This window comes from Accumulibacter sp. (genome assembly GCF_029255285.1).
In the GTDB taxonomy this organism is placed as follows: domain Bacteria; phylum Pseudomonadota; class Gammaproteobacteria; order Burkholderiales; family Rhodocyclaceae; genus Accumulibacter.
Genome location: NZ_JAPUVI010000073.1, coordinates 65,074 through 80,067 on the forward strand (window position 1 = coordinate 65,074; position 14,994 = coordinate 80,067).

Genomic DNA, 14,994 nt, shown 5'->3' on the forward strand with positions numbered 1-14,994 from the left:
ATATCCAGATTGAACAGTGCCGCTCAGTTGCGCAAGGGCTTGCCGCTCTCGAGCATGTAGGTCATCCGCTGCTGCGTCTTCTCGGTCTTCAGCAGCTCGACGAACTGACGGCGCTCGATATCGAGCAGCCAGTCTTCGTCCACCAGCGTACCCGGCTCGACGTCACCGCCGCAAAGAACCAGGGCCGAAGCCTCGGAGACGATGTAGTCGTGCTCGCTCATGAAACCGCCTTCGCGCAGGTTGACCAGATCCATGTGCAGCGTCGCATTGCCGGGACGACCGATGACCTTGATCGCTTTCGCCGGCAGCGGCGGCCGATAAGCTCCTTCGAACATGGCGCGAGCCTGGCGGATCGCGGCGTAGGGAAGCTCGCGGGCATTGAACAGGACGGTGTCGCTCTCCGCAGCAAATCCCATTGCTTTGGCATCGATGGCGTTCTTTGAAGTCATGCCGCGAATGATGAAGCCGAAAGCCTTCTGGATTTCCTCCCAGGGATCCTGTCGACCACGCCGCATCGCCGCTTCCGAAGCGCGACGGGCCAGTTCCTTGCAGCCACCGCCGGCCGGAATCAGGCCGACGCCAGCCTCGACGAGACCGATATAGGTCTCCAGAGCCATCACCCGATGCGCGCAGTGCATCGCCACTTCGGCACCACCGCCGAAAGCCATGCCATCCACCGCGGCAACGGTCGGCACCTGGGCGAAACGAAGCGCTTTGGTGGCCCCCTGGAAATGCGCGACGACTTTGTCCAGCTCGTCCCATTGCCCGGCCTTGACCAGTTGCATCACTTCGACCAGATTGGCACCGACGGCAAATGGCGCTTCATGCGCAATGACCAGACCGTCGAAGTCGGCTTCGGCCAGCGCCACGGCACGGTAAATCCCTTCGACGACACCTTTGCCCAGCGAGTGCATCTTGCTCTTGAACGACAGAATGGCAATCCGCGAGTCCAGCTTAGGCATGCGCCAAATGCGGACGCTGTCATCCTCCTCGAGCGTCTCGCCACGGTCGTGGCGCTCGCCGACGATCAGGTCGGGGAAAAGCTGGCGCGCATAAACGGGCAGCGTCGACCGCGGCTTGAGCGCGTCCTCGGCCGCCGAATAGGAACCCTCGGCCCGGTGCACGTCGTCACGCGCCGCAACCCAGGCCGGCAAGGGAACCTTGGACATCGCCTTACCGGCGGCAATGTCCTCGGCGATGTACTCGGCGATGGCCTTCCAGCCCGCCGTCTGCCAGATTTCGAAGGGGCCTTGCGCCCAGCCGTACCCCCAGCGCATCGCGAAATCGACGTCGCGGGCATTGTCCGCAATGCCCGCCAGGTGATAGGCGCAATAGTGGAAGACGTCGCGGAACATGGCCCACAGGAACTGCGCCTGCGGATGACTGCTGGCACGCAGTGCGGCGAATCGCTCGGCCGCATTTCTGTTCTTGAGAATCTGGTCGACCTCAGGCGCCACACCGCCGGTAGACGCGCGGTAGTCGCCGGAGCCCAGGTCGAGCACCTGAATCTCGCGACCGGCCTTGCGGAAGATCCCGCCGCCCGCCTTCTGTCCTAGAGCTCCCTTGGCCATCAGCGCCGTCAGCCAGGCAGGCGCCTTGAAGTACTCGCGCCAGGGGTCATCCGGCAGGGTTTCCTGCTGTGAATCGGTGACGTGCGCCAGCGTGTCGAGCCCGATCACATCGGCTGTGCGATAGGTAGCGCTCTTCGGGCGGCCGATCCGCGGCCCGGTCAGCGCATCGACTTCGTCGAATCCGAGCTTGAACTGCTCGGTGTGGTGCATTACGGCAAGAATGGAGAACAAGCCGACCCGATTGGCGACAAAACTCGGGGTGTCCTTGGCGCGCACGACGCCCTTGCCCATCCGCTTGACCAGCCAGGACTCGAGCGCGTCGAGCATCGCCGCATCGGTGGTGGCCGAGGGAATGACCTCGACCAACTGCATGTAGCGCGGCGGGTTGAAGAAGTGCACGCCGCAGAACAAGGGCCGGCGCGCCGCCGGAAAAGCTTCCGACAACTGATTGATGGAGATGCCTGAGGTATTCGAGGCAACGATCGCCCGATCTTTCAGATAGGGAATGATCTTCGCATAGAGGTCAACTTTCCATTCGATCTTCTCCGAAATCGCCTCGATCACGAGGTCGCAATCCCGCAGACGGTCGAGATGCTGGTCGTAGTTGCCGACATCGATCGCTGCCAAACGATCCCTGGTGACCAGCGGGGCGGGCTGCAACTTCTTCAGCCCCTCAACCGCTTTTCTGACGATGCCATTCGGGTCGCCTTCCTTGGCTGCCAGATCGAACAGAATCACCGGAATATCGGCATTGGCCAAATGCGCCGCGATCTGCGCGCCCATGACGCCCGATCCGAGAACCGCTGCCCGGCGAATAACAAGACTCTGAGAACTCATGCTTCTCCTCCAAAAAAACGGCGTATCGCGCCGCTTCGACAAAAAGAGACTCACCAAAAAAAGCGTCGGCCGGCGTCCGCACCCGGCCAACGCTGCCAAAACTACGGAAAATCGCGCCTCACCTGAAGCGCGGACGCGGTTCGGAGCATAGCGCCGGAAGCGCGGCAACGGGGCGTTGCCGTTCGAGAAATCCGCGCACGATTGGCGCAACCAGCTCGCTTTGCGTGACCAAAAAGAGGTGGCCGCAATCCAGCACCACCAGTTCGGCGCTGGGCCGCAACAGCTTCATGATCCGGCCATTGATCGCCGGCACCAGCGGGTCGTCGCTGCCGACCATGATCAGCGTCGGCTGCTTCAAGCGCGAAAACCAGTGGACGCTGGTCCAGCCCGAAATGGCAAACATCTGGCCGAGATAACCGGCGGTACGCGGCGGAACGATCTCGCTCATGTGCTGCCGGGCATAGCCGGGGTTCTTGCGGAAGATTCCGCCGTAAATCGTATCCGCATTCTTGACGATCGACTCCATGTCGTCGAACCGCCTCGGCCACATGAGCTTGATCAAGGCTCGCGGGTCGCCCGGCACGGCGAACATGCCGATCGATGTTCCGGCGAGAATCAGTCGCCGACAACGCTGCGGGAAGTCGCGCGCGAATTGCTGGGCCAGGGCACCGCCCCACGAAACGCCCAGCACATCGACCTGCCGGTAACCCAATCGGGACAACACCTCGGCCAGCAGTTTAGCCAGCCCGGACATCCGGGAGGGCAGCACCGGTGTGCTCGAGCCGCCCGTCCCGGGGGCATCGAAAGCGATCACCTCGGTCGGCGCCAACTGCTCGGCGAAAGGTCGCAGCAACTCGATGTTGCCGCCAATACCGTTGATCAGCAGCAACGGCGTTCCGCCGCTTCTGTCCGAGGGCCAGACGGCAACACGTATCCGCTGTCTTCCCACATCGATCATCTGGAATTTCATATTATGCCTCTTGCATAGGTGCTGCGTAGTGTCGTCTCCGCATCGTCGCGCTGGCTCGACGCTTTTCGAAGCGCGCGGCGTCGACCTGGGCGCCCGCCGACCGTGTTGCCACGGCGGGCGCCCCCTGTCCGACGATCAGGGCTCTAAGACATAGGTGCCCGGCGCCGGATCCATCGGGCGGTGAGCCGCGCTGCCGAGAGCCTTCGGTGCCTCCACGAGGTTACCCGAGCGGTCGTTCAGCCAGACGATCCATCTTTCCCACCAGCTACCGGAATTCCGGGTCGCGCCGGCCAGCCATGTGTCGGCATCGGCGACGCGTGCCGGGTTGGTGAAGTACACCGACCGTTTGTTGCCCGGCGGATTGATCATGGCCTGAATGTGACCACTGTTGCTGAGCACGAACTCGCACTTGCCGCCGAAGAACATCGACGATTCGTAGCAGCTCTTCCAAGGCGTGATGTGATCCGTGTCGCCAGCCAGCGCGAAGAGGTCGCAATCGACCTTCTTGAGATCGACGGGAATGCCGCCGGCCTGGAACTCGCCCGGATGAGCGAGCCACTTGTTGGCCACGATGTCCATCAACTCCGTGTGGAAGCGTGAGGTCAAGCGGGTGTTGTCGCAGTTCCAGTAGAGAAGATCGAAGGCTGGCGGCTTGTTGCCCATCAGATAGTTATTGACCCAGTAGTTCCACACCAGATCGTTGGGGCGCAACCAGGCGAACATGCGCGACATTTCCTTGCCGTCCAGGACACCCTTCTTGGCCGTATGCTTGCGCGCCTTCTTGAGCAGCCCCTCGGTGGCCATCATACCCATCACCGAATCGCTCGGCATGTAAAGAATGGTCACGTTCAAGGTGAACGAATTGACCAGGCGCTCCCCGCGGGCCGCCATCTGCGCCAGCATCACGGAACCGATGATGCCGCCGGCGCAGCCACCCCAGAGATTGCAGTCTTTGGCACCCGTGATCTCGAGGGCAGCCAGCAGCGCTTCGCGAGCCGAGCCGGCATAGGTGTCGAATCCCCAGTCGGCGTGCTCCGGCCTGGGATTGCGCCAGCTGATGATGAACACTTGTTTGCCCTGTTGAAGCAGGTAACGCACCATGCTTTTCTCGGGATTGATGTCCATGATGTAGTACTTGTTGATCGGAGGCGGAATCATGAAGAACGGGCGCTCGTGCACCTGCGCGGCCAGTGGCTTGTATTGAATCAACTCCACCAGATCGTTGCGGAACACCACCACACCCTCGGTCGTGGCCAGATTCTCGCCCACCTTGAAAGCCGTCTTGTCGACCATGCTCGGCATGCCGCCCTCATTGACGAGATCGTGCAGCATGTTGGTCATGCCCTTCTTGATGCTCCCGCCACCGGTCTCCAGCATGCGCTTCATGGCGGCCGGATTGGCCAAGCTATTGGTCGGGGAAAAGGCATCGACGAACAGCGAGACGAAGAAACGGGCCCGTTCGCGGTCCATCTCGTCGACCTTGAGGTCGTCGACCACGGATTGCCAGTATTTGCTATTGGCCAGATAAGCCTGCATCATCCGCCGATGGATTGGATTCTCGGTCCAACTGGGATCGGCGAAACGACGGTCGGATTTATCGGGTGCCAACGTCGACTTGCCCGTGAAAACCTTGAACATCTCGCCCATCAACGACGCCTGATGCTTGAACAGCGTGATCGGATCACGAATCGGTGCACCCAGCACCGCCTTCAGCGTTTCCTTGAAATCCCGACTTTCGAAGCCGAGTACCGGTGGCACCCAGCCGATGTCTTCCATTTGCGCTTCCATGACCTTTTCCGACCTGGCAACCTTACTCATGGTATTTCCCTTCCCGTAAAGTTTCTAATTACCACCTGGAGTCCGACCCGTCCGAGCGTGCCCTGAGGCAAGACCCAATCCGTTGCGGTGCGTTTCGCCCTGCGCGGGCAATTGATAATCCTGATACCGTTGCCTGAGAGTGACTTTCGACAGCTTGCCGGTGGCCGTCAGCGGCAAACTGTCGACGAATTGCACATCGTCCGGCACCCACCACCTGGCCACTTTGCCCTCGAACCAGGCGAGAAGCTCTTCCTTGTCCACACTCTTTCCGGCGCGCCGTACGGCGAGCAGCAGCGGCCGCTCACCCCACTTGGCACTGGCCACTCCGATGACGGCCGCCATCGCCACCGCTGGATGAAGCGTCGCGATGTTCTCCAGTTCGATCGAACTGATCCACTCGCCACCGCTCTTGATCATGTCCTTCGACCGATCGGTGATCTTTAGATAACCGTCGCCGTCGATCGTTGCGATGTCACCGGTCGGGAACCAGCCGTCGACCAGGGCCGACGTGTCGCCCCGGAAGTAGGTATCGACAACCGCCAGTCCACGCACCTGCAGTTCGCCGACCGATTTTCCATCGCAAGCCAGTTCCTCGCCGTGCTGGCCGATCAGGCGCAGGTCGATACCAAACAGCGGCCGGCCATGATTGGTCCTGAAAGCCAGACGCTCTTCCTCGCTCAAAGTCGCGTGCTTGCGCTTGAACGTGGTCAGCGTCCCGACCGGGCTCAGCTCGGTCATTCCCCAGCCAGGCAGCGCTTCGACACCGTAGTCCTGCGACAGGGTACGGATGATGGAGAAGGGGCAAGCCGAACCGCCGACCAGAAAACGCCGCAAGCTGCTCAAACGTAACCCACCCGCCTGCATGTAGTCGATCAGTCCTTGCCAGACCGTGGGCACAGCGCCGGCAAAGGTCACTCCCTCGGCCTCGAAGAGCCGGTACAGACTCTCGCCGTCCGTATTCATGCCGGCCAGCACCAGCTTGGCGCCGACCATCGGGCAGGTATACGGAAGACCCCAGCCGTTGGCGTGGAACATGGGAACGATCGGGCACACGACTTCGCTCGTCGAAATCGACAGCGCGTCCGGCAATGCCGTGGTCAGGCTATGCAGCAGGGTCGTGCGGTGCGAGAACAGTACTCCCTTGGGGTGGCCGGTCGTACCCGACGTGTAACACAACTGGCTGGCGGTGTTTTCGTCGAAAGAAGGCCATGCGAAGACGCCTGGGCGACTCTCGAGCAGGGCCTCATAGGAACGCGCAAACGGCGTCTGCTCGGGAATCCGGTCGGCTTCGACGAGCGCGATCCAGTGTTTCACCGTCGGGCAGCGCGGCCGAAGCTCAGCCACCAAAGGTGCGAAGGTGGCGTCGAAGAACAGCGCCACATCCTCGGCATGATTGATGATGAAGACGATCTGCTCGTGAAACAGACGTGGGTTGATGGTGTGACAGACCGAGCCGACGCCGGGGATGGCGTAGTAAAGCTCCAGATGCCGATAGGTATTCCAGGCGAGTGTGGCGACACAGGCGCCGCCACCCAGCTTCATGGTAACCAATGCCTCGGCCGCCTGCCGCGCACGCCGAGCGAGATCGCGGTAAGTGTAACGATGAACCGGACCTTCCACTGTCCGCGTAACGACTTCTTCGTCGCCGTGGTACTTCTCCGCGTGCATCAGCAGGCGGGAAATCATCAGCGGCTGTTTCATCATCTGTGCAAGCACGTCAGTGTCGTCCGGTTCGATTGTCGCGTCACGAAATATCGAGTTCTGTCTGAACAGTCAGGACAGGCTCACCACCGCGTCGCCAGCGATCCTGACTTCGCCGTCCTGATTGGCGGTCTGGATCTCCAGCTTGGCACGGCGCTCGCCGTCCTGCTCAAACACTTCCACCACCCGTCCGCTGCAGGTGATTCGATCGCCGAGGTTGGTGATGCCGAGGAAGCGCACGGACCACTGGCGCAACTGCGATTGCGGCAGCCAGTTGGTCAGCAGTCTGCCCAGCCAGGCCATGCCCAGCATGCCATGCGCGAAGACGTCGGGCATCCCCGCCTTGCGGGCGAAATCGATGTCGATGTGAATCGGGTTGTGGTCGCCGGACGCTCCGGCAAACAGGGCCAGCGTGGTGCGGTTGACCGGCGGCAGTTTGACTTCTGGCAGTACATCGCCAACATTGATCGCTTTTTGTTCGGGCATTTCAGTATCTCCTCAATTGCGCACAACGATTACGCTGCGGAACTCGGCTGCCAACTCGCCACTGGCATCGGTAACCGTCGAGTCGCGAACGATGAACTCGAGGGCACCGTTCTTCTTGTCGTAAATGTCGGAGATCGTCGCACGCACGGTCACCGAGTCGCCGGCGCAGACCGGCTTGTAGTAGGTGTATCCCTGCTCACCGTGCAGAATTCGTCCGAGCGGCACGCCCATTTTGGCCAGCGTGCTGAACAACTCGTTCGAATCGAGGTCGGCCGCCAGCAGGAAGGTCGGCGGCACGGGCAGGTCGCGGTAGCCTGCCGCTTGCGCGGCTGCCTGATCAAGGTAGATCGGATTGCTTTCCCCGATCGCCTGTGCAAAGAACTTCAACCGTCCGCGTTCGATATCGAAGCGTACTTCCGGTCCCGTGTAGCCAATCCACTTCTTGTCAATCATCGTGCCTCCCAAGTTCGACGTCATCATGAGACGAGATGTGCGGCGTCAGTTGCCTGAACTCACCGCGACGCATTTGTTACCGCCAACGCTGCGCATGCTAGACAAAACACTACTTTCACACCATTGCGCTGCACGCCTAAAAATTGCAGAATCTGCCAAACAACTCGAGGGGTATTCGTCGTGGTAAACAGCCACCCGGTTTCTGTCCACGTTGGGTTCGTGCGTGAGACGCTGAGCGGCCTCGCACGTCTCGAGCGCGACCCGGCGCCTTTCCTGGAGCGTGCCAACATACCGCCGGAGTTGCTCGAATTGCCATTCGCGCGGGTCTCCCGGACACAATTCCAGACGCTTGTCCACTTGCTGATGGACGAACTGGACGACGAAATGATGGGCCACCTGGCGCGCCCGATGCGCCGCGGCAGCTTCGTTTTCCTGTGCCGCGCGTCGCTCTTCGGCGCGCTCTCGCTGCATGTCGTTTTGGCACGCTGGGTCAAAGTGCAGCGCCTCCTCACCGACGAGATCCAGTTGTCGTTCCGCCGCGAAGGCAACGTTGGCTGGCTCCGGCTGACCGGCCCGTCGGGCGCCGGACACGACACGCTCACCTTCCTGCCCATGGTGCATTTCAAGAGCCTGCACATCCTCGCTTCGTGGTTGGTAGGCGAAAGAATCCGCCTGTCCGGCGTCGCCTTCTCGGGCCCCCGTCCCGCGCACGGCGACGAATACGCCCGGCTGTTTCCCGGCGAGGTCTGTTTCGGCGCCCCGGTTTCGGCGATGGGCATTCCCGTTCAGTACCTGGAACGCGGTGTCAGCCAGGACGTCGATAACCTCAACCAGTTTCTGCGCGCCGCGCCCGGGAATCTCCTGTGGCAGTATCGCTCGATCGATCTGCTCAGCGACAAGGTCCGTGTTCTGCTGAGGGACGCCTTGCCGCGCCATCTGGACATCGTTCAGGCTGCCGACGCGCTCGGCTTCTCGCAGCGGACCCTGCATCGCAAGCTGATCAGCGAAGGGACCAACTTCCAGGAGATCAAGGATGGTCTGCGGCGCGACATCGCCATCGATTGCCTGGACCACTCGCGACTGTCAATCGAGGAAATCGCCGAGCAGATTGGATTTTCCGACGCGGCTACCTTCTATCGGGCGTTCAAGACCTGGACCGGCGTCGCGCCCGGAATGTACCGCCGGCGAACCCTGAAGACCTGAAACGCGGTCGGGACTGGACGACGTCTGTCGCCCAGTCCCGGGAGTCCGCGCGTCAGACTCGCTCGAGCAGCATGGCGATCCCCTGTCCGACACCGATGCACATCGTACACAGCGCATAGCGACCGCCACGCCGCTGCAGTTCACAGGTTGCCGTCGTCGCCAGTCGCGCACCGCTCATCCCCAAGGGGTGGCCCATGGCGATCGCACCGCCGTTCGGGTTGACGTGCGCCGCGTCGTCAGGCAAACCCAACTGCCGCAAGACGGCCAGCGCCTGAGCGGCGAACGCCTCGTTCAACTCGATCAGATCGACGTCTGCCAGGTCGATCGCCAAGCGCTGCAACAGCTTGCGCGTCGCCGGTGCCGGGCCGATACCCATGATGCGCGGCGCCACGCCGGCGACCGCCGTGCCGACGATACGCGCCCGGGGTACCAGGCCATGGCGGGCCGCCGCGGCCTCACTGGCGATGATCAAGGCACAGGCTCCGTCGTTGACGCCGGACGCGTTGCCGGCGGTTACCGCACCACCCTTCCTGACCACTCCCTGCAGGGCGGCCAGCGCCTCCAGCGTGACGTCCGGGCGCGCATGCTCGTCACGCAGGAAACGCTTGGGCTCTCCCTTTGGCTGGGGAAGATCTACCGCTATGAGTTCGTCGGCGAATCGTCCGGCGGCATCGGCCGCCGCCCAGCGCTGTTGGCTACGCCAAGCGAAGGCGTCCTGGTCCGCCCGCTCGATGGCGAACTCGGCAGCCACGTTCTCAGCCGTTTCCGGCATCGAATCGATACCGTAGGCGGCCTTCATCTTCGGGTTGACGAATCGCCAGCCGATGGTCGTGTCGAACACCTCGACACTGCGCTGAAACGGCGTGCTCGCTTTGCCCATGACGAAGGGTGCGCGCGACATGCTCTCGACGCCACCGGCAATCATCAGCTCGGCCTCCGCACTGCGAATGGCCCGCGCGGCCTGGGCAATCGCGTCGAGCCCCGAGCCACAGAGGCGGTTGATCGTCGTTCCCCCGACCTCGACCGGCAGCCCGGCAAGCAGCGCCGCCATGCGAGCGACGTTGCGGTTGTCCTCTCCCGCCTGGTTGGCACAGCCGTAGATCACGTCGTCGATCTGACCCCAGGCAACCCCCGGGTTTCGCTCGATGAGCGCCTTGATCGGCAGCGCCGCCAGGTCGTCTGGGCGAAGGGCAGCCAGGCTTCCCCCGTAGCGACCGATAGGCGTGCGCAGCGCATCGCAAATGAAGGCCTCAGCCATCGATCCGCCTGTTGTCGATGACCCGCTTCGCCTTGCCAACGAGGGTGCGCGGAATGGAGTTTGGCTGCAGTACGCTGACCTTGGCCGAGACGCCGATGAGGGACTTGATCGTCGTCTGCAAGCGTCGCGCCGTGGCCTGGACTTCGGCCGCCGGCACCGCCGCCGCAACGTTCGCCTGCAACTCGCACATCACTTCGATCTGATCCAGGATTCCCTCACGCGACACGACGATCTGATACTGACCGGACAGCTTGTCGTCGCGCAGGATCAGTTCCTCGATCTGGGTCGGGAAAACGTTGACGCCGCGAATGATCAGCATGTCGTCCGAGCGACCGACGATTTTGGCCAATCGGCGGAAGGAGCGTGCCGTCGGCGGCAGCAGACGGGTCAGGTCGCGCGTCCGGTAACGGATGACCGGGAAGGCTTCCTTGGTCAGCGAAGTGAATACCAGCTCGCCTTCCTCACCGTCGGCACAGACTTCCCCGGTCTCCGGATTGATGATTTCGGGGTAGAAGTGGTCTTCCCAGATGACCGGGCCGTCCTTCGTTTCGATGCACTCGTTGGCGACACCGGGACCCATGACCTCCGACAGACCGTAAATGTCGACCGCGTCGATTCCCATCTTGGCTTCGATCTCGCGACGCATTTCATTGGTCCACGGCTCGGCACCGAAAATGCCCACCTTGAGCGAGCAGTCGCGGGCGTCCAGGCCCTGATTGGCAAATTCCTCGGCAATCACCAGCATGTACGAGGGCGTCACCATGATGATGTCCGGCTTGAAATCCTGGATGATCTGGACCTGCTTTTCGGTGTTGCCGCCCGACATCGGGATCACCGTGCAGCCCAGGCGCTCGGCGCCGTAATGGGCGCCCAAACCGCCCGTAAACAGTCCGTAGCCGTAGGTCACCTGGACGATGTCGCCCGCGCGCCCGCCCGAGGCACGAATCGAACGTGCGACGATGTCGGCCCAGGTGTCGATGTCGCGGCGCGTGTAACCCACGACAACCGGCTTGCCCGTCGTACCCGACGACGCATGGACGCGTACCACCTGCTCGCGCGGCACCGCAAACAGGCCGAAGGGGTAGTTGTCGCGCAAGTCGGTCTTGGTGGTGAAAGGAAACTTCGCCAGATCCTCGAGCTGATGCAGGTCGTCCGGATGAACGCCGGCGGCGGCAAACGTCCGCTGGTAATGGGGAACGTTGTCGTAGGCGTGTTTCAGCGACCATTTCAAACGCTGCAACTGCAGTGCGGCAATCTCATCGCGGCTGGCGCGCTCGATAGGCTCCAGTTCACCTGGCTGGGGAAACCTCACGGGCATAAACTCCTCCTTTTTCTATAACGTGGTCGTGAAAATTGCTGACCCGCGGGCGCCGCGGTCAGTTGGCCATACTCCCTGATCGCTGCCGGCAGGCACAGCAAGCCGGCAGCGGGCTGTTCTACGCAGCCTTGCATGAATCATTCGCCAGTGTAGCGTGGCGCGCGCTTTTCCATGAAAGCGTTGACACCCTCTCGGTAATCGCGGCTGTGCCCCAATTCGCGCATGTAGTCGCGTTCCAGGTCCAACTGCTGTTCGAGCGTATTCGTGTGACTGGCACGAATCGCTTGCCGCGTACGTACCAGAGCCTTGGTCGGCGCGAGCGCCAGTTGTGCGGCCAGCCGGTCGACCGACGCCGCAAACTCGGCATCGTCGACACAAGCCCAGATCAGGCCCCAGGCGGCTGCCTGCTCGGCGCTCAGCTTGTCGCCGAGCAGCGCCAGTCCCATGGCCCGGGCAACACCGACGCGCTGCGGCAGAACAAAGCTGCCGCCGGTGTCCGGAATCAGGCCAATCTTGCTGAACGACTGGATGAAACTGGCCGAGCGACTGGCGATGACGAGATCGCAGGCCAGCGCCAGATTCGCTCCGGCACCGGCGGCAACGCCGTTGACCGCGCAGATGGTCGGCATTTCCAGGTTCTGAAGCGCCAGAACCAAGGGCTTGTAATTGTTTTCGACACTGGCGCCCAAATCGACCGGCTCCGCGCCAGGCAGGACGGAACGATCGGCCAGATCCTGGCCGGCGCAGAAGCCTCGCCCGGCGCCACCGAGCACCAGAACGCGGGCGGTCGGGTCGCTACGCAGTTGTTCCAGCGCTACCCGCACTTCCGCGTGCATCTGTTCGGTAAAGCTGTTGAGGCGGTCCGGCCGATTCAGGGTGAGGCGTGCCACCCCGTCTACTACCGAAAAGAGAATGGTCTCGAAAGCCATGATTACCCCCTGAAGTCAATAATTGCGAGCCACAAACGGTATTGTCGGGCAGCTTGCTGCCCATCTGGAAGGCGCAGCGGCAACGCGCTTCGCCACGCGTCAGCGCCGTGGCTGTCGGGCAACGTGTCCCGAATCAGCCTCCCGGGTCGTCACCGAAGCGATCGAATTCTGTTCGCCGAAGCCGGAAAGCCATCCTCGGAGGGCGCCGCATCACTGGTTCCGGGTGCTCGCCAGAGAGCTTGGCGAGCACCCGGGCATCGGATCAAACGTGATAGCGCCGCTGGACGACGCGGAAGCGGTTGGCGACGAAAGCCGAGTCGGCATAGCACGTCGTAGCGGCAGGATTGCCGCCCGTCGCATGGTAGTCCGAATAAGCCGCCGATTGGTTGACGTATACGCCACCGCTCAGATTGATCGACAGCGCCACCTGTGAGCGCCAAGTCGCGGCAGTCATCGCCTCGACGATCTCCGGCCTGGTCGAATAAAGGCCCACGGTCAGGGCGCCGTGCTCGCTCACCAGGCGCTCCGAAAGAGCGATGGCGCTGGCACTGTCGGCCACCCGCACGACGAAACTGATGGGCCCGAAACGTTCCTCCATGTACGACGCTTCGTTCGCCGCGTCGCATTTGAGAAGGACGGGCGTACGCACCTCAGCGGCCGGGAACTCTGCGTGCTCGATCTTGCGCGATGCCAGGACAACCTCGCCGAGCGCCGCCGCGCCCTCGATCCTGGCCAGCGTATCGGACGACTGGATCGCCCCGAGAACCGCCGTGGCGATCTCGGGTTTGGCCAACAATCCATCGATCGCCGCCCCCAGGTCGCTAGCCACCTGATCGAAGGTCTTGTGGCCCTGGTCGGTTTCGATGCCGCCGGCGGGAACGATGATCGCTTGCGTCGTGGTACACATCTGGCCCGAGTAAAGCGCCAAGGTGAAAGCGAGATTCTTCAGCATTGCCTGATAGGCATCGGTGGACTCGATGACCACGTTATTGACACCCGCCAGTTCGGCATAGACCTGCGCCTGCCGACAGTTGTCGATCAACCAGCGGCCAAAGCTGTTGCCGCCGGTGAAATCGACCAGCTTGACAGCCGGGTGGGTCGCCAGCCGCTGCGTGCTGGCCCGTCCCGAGGTCACCGCGAGAGTGACCAGATTGGGATCGATGCCGTTCTCGGCCAGTACCTCGCGGATGATCGCCACCGTGATCGCGGCTGGCAGAATGGCATTGCTGTGCGGTTTGACGATCACCGCGTTGCCGGTGACCAGCGAAGCGAAAAGGCCAGGATAGGTGTTCCAGGTCGGAAAAGTACCGCAGCCGATGACCAGTGCGACGCCGCGCCCAACCACTTCGAAGTGCTTGCGCATCACCAGCGGCGGGTTCTTGCCCTGCGGTTTTTCCCAGACCGCCTCCTGCGGCACGAACGACATCTCCCGCCAGCCGTAGGCCACCGCTTCGAGGCCGCGATCCTGAGCGTGCGGTCCACCGGCCTGGAAGGCCATCATCCAGCCTTGCCCGGTGGTCAGCATGACCGCGTGGGCGATCTCGAAGCTACGTTGATTGAGCCGCTGCAAAGCTTCGAGGCAAACGCCGGTGCGCCCGTCGGCGCCGATGCGCTGCCAGGCCGGCATCGCCGCGAGACCGGCGTCGAGCAAGGCTTGGGGATCGCATTCCGGATAGCTGATCGACAGATCGACGCCGTAGGGCGAGTGCTCCGAAGCGACCGTCCCGGTTCGCCCAGGCTGACCCGTCAGCGGAAACTCGCCGCCACGCAGGGCGTCGATGGCTGCCTTGCCGTCCTGGAAAGCGGTCTCCCCATAGGCCTTCGGGCTCGGCATCTCGTTGTAGGGGGACCAGTACCCGCGCCTACCAATCGCTTCAAGTGCGGCATTCAGGGTGTCGCGGTGCTTATCGAACAACGGGTGGGGCATAACTTCCTCCGCATGATTAGGACAGTACTTCTGTTCGGGCAAGACTTCCCGACCGGCGAAGCGGCCGAGCCATCCTGCTATGGTCGAGACGATACAAACAACGTCGGAGACTGTCAACGCTATGTATCCGGATTGGCCGGCGACCGCGGCCCGTCCCGAGGCCTCGCGACGACTTTCGAGAACGTCCAATTCCCCGACCTTATCAATACGATGGAGCCGCTGCTGGTGAGCGGAGAGAAGCCTGGCGGGTCGCCACAGGCGCTTCGTTCCCCGCGCCGCATTTGGCCGCTTTGCGATACAAGAAGGGTTGACAAACGCTCGACAGATGTAACATTATCTGCTCCAATCTGCGGTCCGGCAGACTGGCCATACGAGGTGTGACAACCTGCAGCGCCAGCTCTGGAGGCCGGTCCGGGTTTCCTGAAACCCCGACGCAGGAAGGCCTTGCTGCCGCCCGCACGACCGACATACACCCGGCCTCACCACTACGGTGTGACGGGATCACGCAACCAACCTGAGAGGA

Annotated in this window: 11 protein-coding genes; 1 reads left to right on the plus strand and 10 read right to left on the minus strand. The window is 62.5% G+C overall.

What is annotated here, in order from left to right:
* Positions 1 to 23: 23 nt before the first annotated feature.
* The 6 genes from Q1M07_RS08935 to Q1M07_RS08960 all read right to left on the minus strand — a co-directional run bounded on the left by Q1M07_RS08935 (position 24) and on the right by Q1M07_RS08960 (position 7,836).
* Positions 24 to 2,408: a 3-hydroxyacyl-CoA dehydrogenase/enoyl-CoA hydratase family protein gene (locus Q1M07_RS08935; RefSeq protein ID WP_300453134.1), complete on the minus strand. Its 2,385-nt coding sequence runs from the start codon at positions 2,406 to 2,408 to the stop codon at positions 24 to 26.
* 118 nt (positions 2,409 to 2,526) lie between these two features.
* The gene (phaZ, locus tag Q1M07_RS08940; RefSeq protein WP_300453136.1) at positions 2,527 to 3,378 is read right to left on the minus strand and encodes a poly(3-hydroxyalkanoate) depolymerase; all 852 of its coding nucleotides are present in this window, start codon (positions 3,376 to 3,378) and stop codon (positions 2,527 to 2,529) included.
* A 135-nt stretch (positions 3,379 to 3,513) separates the two neighbouring features.
* Entirely contained in the window at positions 3,514 to 5,196 is a 1,683-nt protein-coding gene (locus tag Q1M07_RS08945; protein ID WP_300453138.1) for an alpha/beta fold hydrolase, read from the minus strand.
* Between the two features lie 24 nt (positions 5,197 to 5,220).
* Positions 5,221 to 6,900 carry a long-chain-fatty-acid--CoA ligase gene (locus tag Q1M07_RS08950; RefSeq protein ID WP_300453178.1) on the minus strand — a complete coding sequence of 560 codons (1,680 nt, stop codon included), beginning with the start codon at positions 6,898 to 6,900 and terminating at the stop codon, positions 5,221 to 5,223.
* A gap of 69 nt (positions 6,901 to 6,969) precedes the next feature.
* A complete protein-coding gene (locus Q1M07_RS08955) occupies positions 6,970 to 7,383 on the minus strand; it encodes a MaoC family dehydratase (protein ID WP_300453140.1) in 414 nt (137 codons plus the stop codon).
* Positions 7,384 to 7,395: 12 nt separating this feature from the next.
* On the minus strand, positions 7,396 to 7,836 hold the full coding sequence (locus tag Q1M07_RS08960; RefSeq protein ID WP_300453142.1) for a MaoC family dehydratase N-terminal domain-containing protein: 441 nt from the start codon (positions 7,834 to 7,836) through the stop codon (positions 7,396 to 7,398).
* Between the two features lie 219 nt (positions 7,837 to 8,055).
* Between Q1M07_RS08960 and Q1M07_RS08965 the strand changes: the two genes are divergently transcribed.
* Positions 8,056 to 9,039 (plus strand): AraC family transcriptional regulator, encoded by a 984-nt coding sequence (locus tag Q1M07_RS08965; RefSeq protein ID WP_300453144.1) that lies wholly within the window; start codon positions 8,056 to 8,058, stop codon positions 9,037 to 9,039.
* A gap of 52 nt (positions 9,040 to 9,091) precedes the next feature.
* On the opposite strand, the gene pcaF is transcribed toward Q1M07_RS08965, so the two are convergent.
* The 4 genes from pcaF to paaN form a co-directional block, all read right to left on the minus strand.
* Positions 9,092 to 10,297 (minus strand): 3-oxoadipyl-CoA thiolase, encoded by a 1,206-nt coding sequence (gene pcaF, locus Q1M07_RS08970; RefSeq protein ID WP_300453146.1) that lies wholly within the window; start codon positions 10,295 to 10,297, stop codon positions 9,092 to 9,094.
* Complete coding sequence (gene paaK / locus Q1M07_RS08975; protein WP_300453147.1) at positions 10,290 to 11,615, minus strand: phenylacetate--CoA ligase PaaK; 1,326 nt, start codon at positions 11,613 to 11,615, stop codon at positions 10,290 to 10,292. The genes pcaF and paaK overlap by 8 nt, the downstream gene beginning before the upstream one ends.
* A gap of 137 nt (positions 11,616 to 11,752) precedes the next feature.
* A complete protein-coding gene (gene paaG, locus Q1M07_RS08980) occupies positions 11,753 to 12,544 on the minus strand; it encodes a 2-(1,2-epoxy-1,2-dihydrophenyl)acetyl-CoA isomerase PaaG (protein ID WP_300453149.1) in 792 nt (263 codons plus the stop codon).
* 262 nt (positions 12,545 to 12,806) lie between these two features.
* Positions 12,807 to 14,471, minus strand: a complete 1,665-nt coding sequence (paaN, locus tag Q1M07_RS08985; RefSeq protein ID WP_300453151.1) for a phenylacetic acid degradation protein PaaN — start codon at positions 14,469 to 14,471, stop codon at positions 12,807 to 12,809.
* Between the last annotated feature and the right edge of the window lie 523 nt (positions 14,472 to 14,994).

Bases quoted from the DNA above. Each gene is read 5' to 3' on its own strand.
- Q1M07_RS08935 (WP_300453134.1), bottom strand. From the start codon at position 2,408: ATGAGTTCTCAGAGTCTTGTTATTCGCCGGGCAGCGGTTCTCGGATCG.
- phaZ (WP_300453136.1), bottom strand. From the start codon at position 3,378: ATGAAATTCCAGATGATCGATGTGGGAAGACAGCGGATACGTGTTGCC.
- Q1M07_RS08945 (WP_300453138.1), bottom strand. From the start codon at position 5,196: ATGAGTAAGGTTGCCAGGTCGGAAAAGGTCATGGAAGCGCAAATGGAA.
- Q1M07_RS08950 (WP_300453178.1), bottom strand. From the start codon at position 6,900: ATGATGAAACAGCCGCTGATGATTTCCCGCCTGCTGATGCACGCGGAG.
- Q1M07_RS08955 (WP_300453140.1), bottom strand. From the start codon at position 7,383: ATGCCCGAACAAAAAGCGATCAATGTTGGCGATGTACTGCCAGAAGTC.
- Q1M07_RS08960 (WP_300453142.1), bottom strand. From the start codon at position 7,836: ATGATTGACAAGAAGTGGATTGGCTACACGGGACCGGAAGTACGCTTC.
- pcaF (WP_300453146.1), bottom strand. From the start codon at position 10,297: ATGGCTGAGGCCTTCATTTGCGATGCGCTGCGCACGCCTATCGGTCGC.
- paaK (WP_300453147.1), bottom strand. From the start codon at position 11,615: ATGCCCGTGAGGTTTCCCCAGCCAGGTGAACTGGAGCCTATCGAGCGC.
- paaG (WP_300453149.1), bottom strand. From the start codon at position 12,544: ATGGCTTTCGAGACCATTCTCTTTTCGGTAGTAGACGGGGTGGCACGC.
- paaN (WP_300453151.1), bottom strand. From the start codon at position 14,471: ATGCCCCACCCGTTGTTCGATAAGCACCGCGACACCCTGAATGCCGCA.